The sequence below is a fragment of the Photorhabdus sp. RM71S genome (genome assembly GCF_042879355.1).
Classification (GTDB): domain Bacteria; phylum Pseudomonadota; class Gammaproteobacteria; order Enterobacterales; family Enterobacteriaceae; genus Photorhabdus; species Photorhabdus kayaii.
The window spans coordinates 1-10,757 of record NZ_JBHFKV010000084.1 but is presented as its reverse complement, the minus strand read 5'-3'; the positions used below and the strand labels follow the sequence as shown (position 1 = coordinate 10,757).

At 42.2% G+C, this 10,757-nt stretch carries 10 protein-coding genes; 5 read left to right on the top strand and 5 right to left on the bottom strand.

All coding sequences use genetic code 11. The annotated features are described in order from the left end of the window. Positions 1-246: 246 nt before the first annotated feature. From clpB to rluD, 3 genes are all read right to left on the bottom strand, one after another. Entirely contained in the window at positions 247-2,820 is a 2,574-nt protein-coding gene (gene clpB / locus ACGF5R_RS22810) for an ATP-dependent chaperone ClpB (protein WP_112878372.1), read from the bottom strand. Positions 2,821-2,953: 133 nt separating this feature from the next. After that, positions 2,954-3,685 (bottom strand): purine nucleoside phosphorylase YfiH, encoded by a 732-nt coding sequence (gene yfiH / locus ACGF5R_RS22805; protein WP_262981617.1) that lies wholly within the window; start codon positions 3,683-3,685, stop codon positions 2,954-2,956. Beyond that, a complete protein-coding gene (rluD, locus tag ACGF5R_RS22800; protein ID WP_387692869.1) occupies positions 3,686-4,663 on the bottom strand; it encodes a 23S rRNA pseudouridine(1911/1915/1917) synthase RluD in 978 nt (325 codons plus the stop codon). A gap of 138 nt (positions 4,664-4,801) precedes the next feature. Here rluD and bamD point away from each other — a divergent pair, with 138 nt between their 5' ends. Both bamD and raiA read left to right on the top strand, forming a co-directional pair. Continuing rightward, positions 4,802-5,533: an outer membrane protein assembly factor BamD gene (gene bamD, locus ACGF5R_RS22795; protein ID WP_112878380.1), complete on the top strand. Its 732-nt coding sequence runs from the start codon at positions 4,802-4,804 to the stop codon at positions 5,531-5,533. 285 nt (positions 5,534-5,818) lie between these two features. Continuing rightward, entirely contained in the window at positions 5,819-6,181 is a 363-nt protein-coding gene (raiA, locus tag ACGF5R_RS22790; protein ID WP_112896385.1) for a ribosome-associated translation inhibitor RaiA, read from the top strand. Between the two features lie 71 nt (positions 6,182-6,252). On the opposite strand, the gene ACGF5R_RS22785 is transcribed toward raiA, so the two are convergent. Both ACGF5R_RS22785 and tnpA read right to left on the bottom strand, forming a co-directional pair. Beyond that, positions 6,253-6,447: a hypothetical protein gene (locus ACGF5R_RS22785; RefSeq protein WP_387692867.1), complete on the bottom strand. Its 195-nt coding sequence runs from the start codon at positions 6,445-6,447 to the stop codon at positions 6,253-6,255. Between the two features lie 77 nt (positions 6,448-6,524). Continuing rightward, a complete protein-coding gene (gene tnpA, locus ACGF5R_RS22780) occupies positions 6,525-6,929 on the bottom strand; it encodes an IS200/IS605 family transposase (protein WP_112878368.1) in 405 nt (134 codons plus the stop codon). A gap of 58 nt (positions 6,930-6,987) precedes the next feature. On the opposite strand from tnpA, the gene ACGF5R_RS22775 reads away from it, so the two are divergent. The 3 genes from ACGF5R_RS22775 (at position 6,988) to ACGF5R_RS22765 (ending at position 10,345) form a co-directional block, all read left to right on the top strand. After that, a complete protein-coding gene (locus ACGF5R_RS22775) occupies positions 6,988-8,214 on the top strand; it encodes an RNA-guided endonuclease InsQ/TnpB family protein (protein ID WP_387692871.1) in 1,227 nt (408 codons plus the stop codon). Positions 8,215-8,314: 100 nt separating this feature from the next. Further along, the gene (gene pheA / locus ACGF5R_RS22770) at positions 8,315-9,472 is read left to right on the top strand and encodes a bifunctional chorismate mutase/prephenate dehydratase (protein ID WP_262981619.1); all 1,158 of its coding nucleotides are present in this window, start codon (positions 8,315-8,317) and stop codon (positions 9,470-9,472) included. Positions 9,473-9,898: 426 nt separating this feature from the next. After that, complete coding sequence (locus ACGF5R_RS22765; RefSeq protein WP_112878366.1) at positions 9,899-10,345, top strand: H-NS family nucleoid-associated regulatory protein; 447 nt, start codon at positions 9,899-9,901, stop codon at positions 10,343-10,345. The last annotated feature ends 412 nt before the right edge of the window (positions 10,346-10,757 follow it).

Genomic DNA, 10,757 nt, shown 5'->3' with positions numbered 1-10,757 from the left:
CAAGCGCTTATTGCCGCTTTCTCTGCCCGACCTCACAATGTTTATCAGCGTTGTGTCGGTCAGTGGTGGCGCATTATAGGGCGTTCTTTGGCGCTGGCAAGCGTTTATTTGCAAAAATAATTCATCCGAACACCAATTAAGCAAAAACAGTGCTAAATTGCGATTTAATGCGCAAAATGATAAAAAAAGAGGCAGTTTCCTGCCCCCTCATTTCTCGTTAACTTTACTCTCTCATTAAATATACAGTTATTGCTTTGCGACGATATGGCTATTTTCCACATCCAGAGTAACTAGTTTTCCTGGCAATAGTTGGCCGGAAAGTATCTTTTGAGCTAATGGATTTTCGATTTCCTGCTGGATAGCTCGCTTCAATGGCCGTGCACCGTAAACAGGATCGAACCCGGCTTCTGCCAACATTTCCAACGCTTGCTGAGTAATCGTCACCTGATAACCACGTTCTTCTAGACGTTTGTACAAACGTTGCAATTGGATATCTGCAATCGCTGATAAATGCCGACGCCCTAATGGGTGGAACACAACAGCTTCATCAATACGGTTAATAAATTCAGGTCTGAAATTATGGCTAACAATTCCCATCACTATATCTTTCATTTCATCATAATTTAGACTACCAAAACGCTCCTGGATCATGTCCGACCCGAGATTAGAAGTCATGATTACAACCGTGTTACGGAAATCGACAGTACGACCTTGCCCATCAGTCAATCGACCATCATCCAACACCTGCAATAAGATATTGAATACATCTGGGTGCGCTTTTTCCACTTCATCAAGCAAAATAACGGAATAAGGTCGACGACGAACAGCTTCTGTTAGATAACCACCTTCTTCATAACCAACATATCCCGGCGGTGCTCCTACTAACCGTGATACAGCATGTTTTTCCATAAATTCAGACATATCGATACGCACCATTGCATCATCGCTGTCAAACAGGAAATTTGCTAACGCCTTGCACAACTCAGTTTTACCAACACCAGTTGGACCAAGGAACAGGAATGAACCAATCGGACGGTTTGGATCAGCTAATCCAGCACGACTACGGCGAATCGCATTAGATATTGCATCGACTGCCTCATCCTGACCAATAACACGTTTATGCAGCTCTTGCTCCATGCGCAACAGTTTATCTTTTTCACTCTCAAGCATTCTGGCAACAGGAATACCCGTCCAACGAGCAAGAATTTCTGCAATTTCGGCATCGGTAACTTTGTTACGAAGCAGTTTCATATGCTTACCTTCAGCTTGTGTGGCTGCGGCAAGCTGTTTTTCCAATCCAGGTATTTTTCCATACTGAATTTCAGACATCTTCGCTAAATCACCACTGCGACGTGCCTGTTCTAAACTGATACGGGCATTTTCCAATTCCGCTTTTATGTGCTGAGTACCCGTAAGTGCTGCTTTTTCAGCTTTCCATTCTTCTTCTAGTTCAGAATATTCGCGTTCTTTTACGAGCAGCTCCTCATTAAGCATTTCAAGCCGTTTTTTACTGGCATCATCAGACTCTTTTTTCAGCGCCTGCTGTTCCAACTTCAATTGGATAACCCGGCGTTCCAGACGGTCCAGCGCTTCCGGTTTTGAATCCATTTGCATACGTAAACTGGCACCCGATTCATCGATCAAGTCGATAGCTTTATCCGGCAACATACGGTCTGAGATATAACGATGAGATAATGTTGCTGCCGCGACAATTGCAGGGTCGGTAATTTGTACATGATGATGTAACTCATAACGTTCTTTCAGACCGCGCAAAATAGCGATTGTGTCCTCTACGGAAGGTTCTGCAACATAGACTTTTTGGAAACGGCGTTCCAGCGCTGCATCTTTCTCAATATATTGACGATATTCATCCAGTGTTGTTGCACCAACACAGTGAAGTTCACCACGGGCCAAGGCTGGTTTTAACATGTTGCCAGCATCCATTGCACCATCAGCCTTACCTGCACCAACCATAGTATGCAATTCGTCAATAAACAGAATGACATTGCCTTCCTGTTTAGCAAGGTCGTTCAACACACCTTTCAAACGCTCTTCAAATTCACCACGATATTTAGCCCCTGCTAACAGCGCGCCCATATCCAAGGAAAGAACTCGCTTATTTTTAAGCCCCTCAGGAACTTCACCATTAATGATCCGTTGAGCAAGCCCTTCCACAATGGCTGTTTTACCAACCCCAGGTTCACCAATTAAGACCGGATTATTTTTAGTACGGCGTTGTAATACCTGAATGGTGCGGCGAATTTCTTCATCACGGCCAATTACCGGATCAAGTTTGCCTTGTTCAGCATGTTCAGTCAGATCAATAGTGTATTTTTTCAGGGCCTGGCGTTGATCTTCCGCTCCCTGATCATCAACTTTTTCACCACCACGCATTTGTTCTATTGCCTTAGTGATTTTTTCTTTTGTTGCGCCAACAGCTTTCAATATGTCACTTAATGTGCCACGTTCTTCCAATGCTGCCAGAACAAATAATTCAGAGGAGATAAAATTATCCCCGGCTTTTTGTGCTAGTTTGTCACACAGATTTAAATGACGAACTAAATCATTGGATGGTTGTACATCACCACCAATACCCTGTACCCGCGGCAAACGTTCTAAAGCCTGCTCAAGCTGATTGCTGAAACGACCTGCATCGATTCCAATTGACGTTAATAATGGGCGAATAGAGCCACCCTCTTGTTTTAACAGTGAACTCATTAAGTGAATTGGTTCGATGAACTGATTATCATGCCCAAGCGCAAGGGACTGGGCGTCAGCGAGAGCAAGCTGGAATTTATTAGTAAGACGATCCAGACGCATAACACCTCCAATACTGTTCAGAATATTGCTACTGGAGATTAAATGAGGCCATTCCTCAAATATTCAAGGTTATTCTGAAAAGCAAATTGTGAGATATTCTCTTATGCGCCAATGGATCGCCCTACAGGATAGGTTATATCAGCCAGATTAAAGTTGCCATACGTCCGGTGATCCCATCACGACGATAAGAGAAAAATTTCTCTTTATTACTGACAGTACATTCATCCCCGCCAAAAATCGCTTTCACACCAACAGATTGCAATTTTAACTTTGCCAACAAATAGATATCCGCTAAATACTTTTCGCCAAAAGGTATAAAAGCTCGACTCAAATCAGAATGCTGGATTGTGAATGCTTCCAAAACCTCATTACCAACTTCAAATTTTTTCGCGCCAATTGCCGGCCCTAACCAAGCTTGGAGCTGATTAGGTTTAGCTTTAAATTGAGTGATCGTGTTTTCCAGTACGCCGGCGCACAAACCTCGCCACCCCGCATGGGCAACCGCAACCTCATCACCCGCAGAACTGCAAAATAGTACAGGCAGGCAATCTGCTGTCATCACAGCACAAACCTGCCCAGGAATATTGGTATAAACAGCATCAGCTCTATTATCTTCCAGTGGCTGACCATTGAGTCTCACAACACGCGTACCATGAACCTGTTCTAACCAGACTGGTTGCTGAGGCAGTTCTGCCATTTTCGCTAAAATATGCCTGTTTTGTTCAACAACATCAGGTTTATCACCAACATGCTTACCCAGATTCAGGCTATCGTAAGGTGATAAGCTTATTCCCCCTAAACGGGTAGAACTACAGGCTTTTACTGTCGTCGGTTGTGGCCAGTTTGGAAAAATAAGCGCAGTCATTTACCAATCCATTTCGTCTTTAAACGCTTCTGCATCTGCTTTTAATGCCTTAATCAGCATCACCATATCTTCAGGTAATTCAGCGTGCCATTCCATTTCAATGCCGGTTATCGGATGATAAAGACGCAGCATCGTGGCGTGCAATGCCTGACGATCAAAATTACGCATTGCCTCGCGGAACTCATCAGAAGCCCCTTTCAAAGGTCGAGGACGACCACCATACAAAGGATCGCCCACCAATGGGTGACTAATATGGGCCATGTGAACACGTATCTGGTGTGTTCTGCCGGTTTCCAGTCTCAGGCGTAGACGAGTATGTGCCCTAAAATGTTCCATTACCCGATAATGGGTAATAGCCGGTTTGCCCATTGGATGCACTGCCATATGTGTTCGTTTTGTTGGATGACGAGAAATTGGCTCTTCAACCATTCCACCCGCCGTCATACAACCTGTCGCTACCGCTTCATATTCACGGGTAATTTCGCGTAGTTGGAGTGATTCGACTAAACGTGTTTGAGCGGGAACCGTTTTAGCAATGACCATCAGCCCTGTCGTATCTTTATCAAGACGGTGAACAATGCCTGCCCGAGGAACATCGGCAATTTCAGGATAATGATATAACAGTGCATTCAATACCGTACCATCTGGGTTTCCTGCTCCTGGATGGACGACCAAATCACGCGATTTGTTTATGACTAGAATGTCATCATCTTCATAGACAATATTTAACGCAATATCCTGAGGTTCCCAACGCGCATCTTCTTCAATGATGGCATAAATTGCAATTTCTTCACCTCCCAGTACTTTTTCTTTTGGCTTATTGATTAATTTGCCATTAACCTGAACTCTGTCATCCAAGATCCAATCTTTTATGCGTGATCTTGAATAATCAGGGAACAATTCAGCCAAAGCCTGATCTAAACGTTGACCGAGCTGAGATTCGGCGACTGTTGTATTAAGTCGTATTTGTTGTGCCATATATTGTTTCTACACTTACGTTGAGTTTTGACGGCAGAGCCGTTTAATTTAATATAGTGTGCTATTGTAACTCGATCTTTTGCCGGGAGCTTCATGGATAGTCTCCCAGAAAAACACTCAGAGGATAATCAACACGTGATGATACGCATGAAATATCTGGTGGCGGCAGCCACATTGAGCCTGGTACTTTCCGGGTGCTCTGGTAATAAAAATACTGTCCCCGACAGCCCACCTGCGGAAATTTACTCTAAGGGTCAGGAAAAGCTGCAAAAAGGTAGCTATTCCGATGCGATCAAGCAATTGGAAACCCTCGATAATCGCTATCCATTTGGCCCCTATTCGCAGCAAGTACAACTCGATCTGATTTATGCTTATTATAAATCCTCTGACTTGCCAATGGCTCTCGCTTCTATTGACCGTTTTATACGCCTGAATCCAACTCACCCCAACATTGATTACGTTCTGTATATGCGTGGATTAACTTCACAAGCATTGGATAACAGTCTATTGCAAAGTTTCTTCGGCATTGACCGCTCAGATCGTGATCCTGAACACGCCAGGGTAGCATTCAAGGATTTTAGTCAATTAGTACGCTATCATCCTAACAGCCTGTATACTGCCGATGCTATTAAGCGTTTAATGTTTATCAGAGAGCGCCTGGCAAAATATGAACTTTCTGTTGTGGAATATTATAACAAACGTGGAGCTTATGTCGCGGTGGTAAATCGAATTGAACAAATGTTACGTGATTACCCTGATACACAGTCAACTCTCGAAGCGCTGCCTTACATGAAAAAAGCTTATACACGTTTGGGTTTAACAGCCCAGGCAGATAAAGTAGCAAAACTCATTGCTGCTAATCCCGTATAAAACAGCAGATGATAAAACAGCGGTGGGTACCGCTGTTTTATTTTTACTTATGAGATCTAAAAAAGACTACTTATCAGCAGAGTTGATAAAGACTCAACTTGTCAATAGTGTCCCATTAGCTTCAATCCTGCAATAGATATTCTTCATATTTTTACCACTAATCACAATTACTTCAACTAGTTGCCTCATATCTGGTTAAATAGTGATTTAGATCACCTTTTTCATGAAAAAGAAATGTATGCTGAAATTATTGAAGGTGGATAATCAATAATGAGAGGTAACTATATGATAGTGAATATTACCAGCAAACAAATGGAGATTACCCCGGCAATTCGCAACCACGTAGAAAAACGTCTAAATAAACTAAATAAATGGCAAGTAAATCTGATAAATCCTCATATTATTCTATCAAAAGGGCCTCAAATTTTTAGGGCTGATGCAACCATAAGTATACCAAATGGTATGCTAGTTGCCGGTGCAAAACATGAAGATATGTATATTGCTATCAATGAATTATTAACAAAACTGGAGCGCCAATTGAATAAAGTACAGCATAAGGGAGAAGCACGCCGTACTGACAACAGTGTTAAAGAATCAAACCTTAACCTAGAAACAGAATTAGAAACAGAACCAGAAATATCACAATAAAATAACAATGACTTGCCTGTGACGCGTCCAATTTGGACGCGTTTTTTGTTGACAGAAACAACAACATAAGGTTAATTAACAAAAATCACCGTAACCCTTGTCCAATGCGGACGGCTGCCGATGAAATGGCAAGCAAATGGGAAGCTTCGCCCGATTGGGCAAAGAGCAGTCACCCAAACTATGAATATGAGAATATGATGAACATAAGCCTGTTTTTCTTTTCTTTCTTTTTTACCTTCCCTTGAGGGAAGCTTTTTTCTATCCATCTTTACCTCCAAAGGGTACTCCCGCCGACATCAGGCGGGAGGGGAATTTGGACGGGCTTGAAAAGCCCGTGGAATCATCAGCCACGCTGATGTTGAATGTATTGTTTCACCACTCCCAGCGGTGCTCCACCGCATGAACCTGCAAAGTAGGAGCGAGACCAGAGAACTGCCTTTCCGTATGCTCCGCGTAAGTCCAGAAACTCATTACGTAAGCGACGGGAGGTGACTGCTTTCAGCGAGTTAACCAATACCGATAGCTGAACGGTCGGTGGATACTCAATCAGCATATGAACATGATCTAAATCGCCGTGACTCTCTTTAAGTTCTGCGCCGAAGTCACGGCAGATTTCACCTGCATACTGATGAAAGGCTGCATAGTGTCGCTCGCCAAGAATCTTTCTACGGTATTTGGTCACAAACACAAGATGTACATGCAAAAGAAAGGCGGCATGTCGTGAACGATTAATTTTGTATTTTTGCATTGAAGTTAGCCGAAGGCACAGTAAAATAGAGAGTAAAACTACTACACACTGAATGATAATGCTAATACTGAAAGCCTACAAGTTCAGACTAGAGCCAACTGAAGAACAGTCGCCGCGTTTGCGGCAGTTATGCGGGTGTGCTCGTTTTGTCTGGAATCACGGACTTGAGGTAACAAAACACATTCTGGATTCCGGCGAAAAACTTCCCTCCGCGTTTGAACTAAACCGCATGCTCACGGGGTGGAAAAAAACACCGGAATACGCCTTCTTACAGGAAGCTTACACCGATAACCTTCAGCAAAAACTTAAAGACTTACATGGGGCATGGAGGCGTTGCTTCGATAAAACACTGGCAGCGAAAGCGCCTGTATGGAAACGAAAAAATGACGGCAGGGATTCAATCCGGTTCGTCAATTTTGAAAAATATTGTCTCCTTGAAAATCGCAGAGTCAGACTTCCTTCTGGGCTCGGATGGATAAAGTTCCGGCAATCGCAGGAGGTGAACGGCAAAATCAAAAATGCCACGATCAGCCAGTCAGCGGGTAAGTGGTATGTGTCGTTTCAAGTCGAGATAGAAGCCTCTGAGCCACACCACGAATCAACAACAATGGTTGGTCTGGATGCAGGGATATCGAAACTGGCGACGCTCTCAGACGGTACGATATACGAACCCGTCAACAGTTTTAAAACCCGCCAGCGCAAACTGGCGAAGCTCCAGAGACAGTTAAGCCGCAAAGTTAAGTTCAGCGCCAACTGGCAGAAACAGAAGCGAAAAATTCAGCGCCTGCATTTGCACATCGCCAATATCCGGCGCGATTACCTTCATAAGACCACCACGAAAATAAGCAAAAACCACGCGATGATCGTGATTGAAGATTTGAAGGTCGGTAACATGTCGAAGTCAGCGAAAGGCACAGCAGAACAGCCCGGAAGGAACGTTGGGGCTAAAACAGGCTTAAATCGCGCGATACTGGATCAGGGCTGGTATGAAATGCGCCGTCAGCTAGAATATAAGCAGCTCTGGCGCGGCGGTCAGGTACTGGCAGTCCCTCCGACATACACCAGCCAGCGGTGCGCATGTTGCGGTCATACAGCAAAAGAGAACCGCTTGTCGCAGAGTAAATTCGTGTGCCAGGTGTGTGGATATACCGCGAACGCAGATGTAAACGGCGCACGTAACATTTTAGCGGCAGGGCATGCCGTGCTTGCCTGTGGAGGGACGGAGCAGTCAGGCCGCCCGTTGAAGCAGGAACCAGACGCAGAGCGATCAACCGTCGCCCACTAACGGGGATCCCCCTCTTGAGTCACGAAGTGCGAAAGTGGGGGAGGATGTCAATGCAAACCTATTATTATCAGAATGTGAATAACCCATTAGGAACCCATTTATGGATCAAAATAATTTGCTGAAAATACGGGAAAAAGTCAGCGAACTTGATTTAAAGTTACTGATTTTACTAGCAGAGCGTCGCCAATTAGCTTTTGATATTGCCCAAACTAAGTTACAGGATAATCGCCCTATCAGAGACAAGGATCGCGAACGAGAACTACTAGATGTTCTGATTAAAAAAGGAAAAAGCTACGGGCTTGATGGCTTTTATATTTCGCGTCTTTTTCAGATGATCATTGAAGATTCCGTACTCACTCAACAGGCATTATTGCAGCAACACCTAAATCAAACACCCCAAGATTCAGCGCGTATTGCATTCCTCGGTCCTAGAGGTTCCTACTCTCATATCGCAGCCCGCCAATATGCCGCACGCCATTTCAATCAATTAATTGAATGTAGCTGCCATAAGTTCCAAGATATCTTCTCCCTGGTTGAAACAGGCCAAGCGGATTACGGAATGTTACCCATTGAAAATACCAGCTCGGGTTCCATCAATGATGTTTATGACTTGTTGCAACATACCAATTTGTCAATTGTGGGAGAAATAACCATTCCTATTGACCATTGCCTACTCGTTGCAAAAGACACAACGCTATCAGAGATCAAAACGGTTTACAGTCACCCTCAACCATTCCAACAATGTAGCCAATATATTAATCAATTCCCACATTGGAAAATTAACTATTGCGAAAGCACTGCCGCAGCAATGCAAAAAGTCGCCGAACAGAATTCACCAGAAATTGCAGCTTTAGGGAGTGAAGCGGGCGGTGCGCTTTATCAGTTACAGGTTCTGGAACAGAATCTCGCAAATCAATCACATAATATTACTCGTTTCATTATTGTTGCCCGTCAACCTATTGAAGTTGCAGAACAAGTACCGGCTAAAACGACATTTATTATGGCAACCGGACAGCAGGCAGGCGCACTGGTAGATGCGCTAATGGTGCTGAAAAAACATAATATTATTATGAGTAAACTGGAATCCCGACCGATCAACGGAAATCCGTGGGAAGAGATGTTTTATATTGATGTCCAAGCTAATATTCGTTCAATCAATATGCAACACGTCCTGAAAGCATTGGCGAAAATCACTCATTCATTAAAGGTATTGGGATGTTACCCAACAGAAAGCGTGGTACCGGTTAACCCTTCCTGATTAAAAAGAACCGGGTATTCAAATATCCGGTTCAGATTATTGGTTTTTAGCGTTTTAACTATCAATGAGAAAATTTTTACTGCCTTTAACCTTTTGGTTTAAGGCTCTTTATTTATTCCGTAAATCCCGACTTCTCAGCTTAAATAATATGGATTATCGCTTTTCGTGCCATCTGAAAACAAGGGATTAAAGAATATCTACTTATTCACATAGGATTAAATACGTTTTATCTGTCACCACGGTTTTAAAATTTAGGAAAAAACGGCAAGCATATCACGAAAAAGAAGGCAAAAGCTTTAATCATTAAAGGTAAAACAGAAATGATTAAAGCTTTTTTAAAGCAAGTAAAAAATTCGGTGTTATACTGACGCTGGAAGAGAAAACATCAGAAAAGATAGATTTTAAACTTATTAACAAGGTGACAAAATGACAACATTAACCACAGAAAAAGAATATGATATTGTATCAGCATATTTATCAAGAATAAGCTTATTAAGAAGATTTGCTCAAACAAAAGATGTTGAATGGCTAGAAGATGCTTACAAAACATTAGAAGTAGTCGTTCAAGAAAGCAAAGAAACCTTCAGATTAATGAGTTTAGAAGCGGAACAAAAAGAACAAAAACGTTTAGAAATATTAAGAATGATTGAAGAAATCGGCCTTAATCCTAATACTATTAACATACCTGTTACCCTCTCTGATTTTAAACCTAAAAAATCAAATGCAGGAAAAGGAAAGACGAGAAAACCTAAGTATCAGTTTAATGACAATGGAGAAATTAAATACTGGTCAGGAAACGGGAAAAAACCATCAGGTTTACAAAAATTACTCAATGAAGGCCATTCATTAAATGAATTTTTAATTCAAAAATAAAAAACTTCGGAATAAAAATAGCCTCACAGGTTTATTATCTGTTTAATATTATTTACTTTTCTTTTTTGCTTGCATTTGCTTTTTTGGGCGATCGCAAGCGCCTTTTTATGGGTGATTAACTCGGCTATTAATCAAAAAAGTGTTAAAAAAACAGGTACCCATTAATGCCAAATTTTTAAAAGATAAAACAGTGTTAAAACCTTATACCGATTAAACCCAAAAGCTAAACCATGACTTTTAATAACAACTTAAAAACTGCCCATCATAAAACTATCAGTGAAAAATAAGAAATAAAAATCGATTTTGTTAATGCTTAAGACGAATATGATTAATGCTTACTGAGCATAAAACACCGACATACCATGATGATTAAACTCAATAAAAAAACAGGTGTGAAAAAGGGTAAAAACAC

Excerpts from the sequence above, each read along its gene's own strand:
- clpB (WP_112878372.1), bottom strand. The coding sequence starts at position 2,820 with ATGCGTCTGGATCGTCTTACTAATAAATTCCAGCTTGCTCTCGCTGAC.
- yfiH (WP_262981617.1), bottom strand. The coding sequence starts at position 3,685 with ATGACTGCGCTTATTTTTCCAAACTGGCCACAACCGACGACAGTAAAA.
- rluD (WP_387692869.1), bottom strand. The coding sequence starts at position 4,663 with ATGGCACAACAAATACGACTTAATACAACAGTCGCCGAATCTCAGCTC.
- bamD (WP_112878380.1), top strand. The coding sequence starts at position 4,802 with ATGATACGCATGAAATATCTGGTGGCGGCAGCCACATTGAGCCTGGTA.
- raiA (WP_112896385.1), top strand. The coding sequence starts at position 5,819 with ATGATAGTGAATATTACCAGCAAACAAATGGAGATTACCCCGGCAATT.
- ACGF5R_RS22785 (WP_387692867.1), bottom strand. The coding sequence starts at position 6,447 with ATGGATAGAAAAAAGCTTCCCTCAAGGGAAGGTAAAAAAGAAAGAAAA.
- tnpA (WP_112878368.1), bottom strand. The coding sequence starts at position 6,929 with ATGCAAAAATACAAAATTAATCGTTCACGACATGCCGCCTTTCTTTTG.
- ACGF5R_RS22775 (WP_387692871.1), top strand. The coding sequence starts at position 6,988 with ATGCTAATACTGAAAGCCTACAAGTTCAGACTAGAGCCAACTGAAGAA.
- pheA (WP_262981619.1), top strand. The coding sequence starts at position 8,315 with ATGGATCAAAATAATTTGCTGAAAATACGGGAAAAAGTCAGCGAACTT.
- ACGF5R_RS22765 (WP_112878366.1), top strand. The coding sequence starts at position 9,899 with ATGACAACATTAACCACAGAAAAAGAATATGATATTGTATCAGCATAT.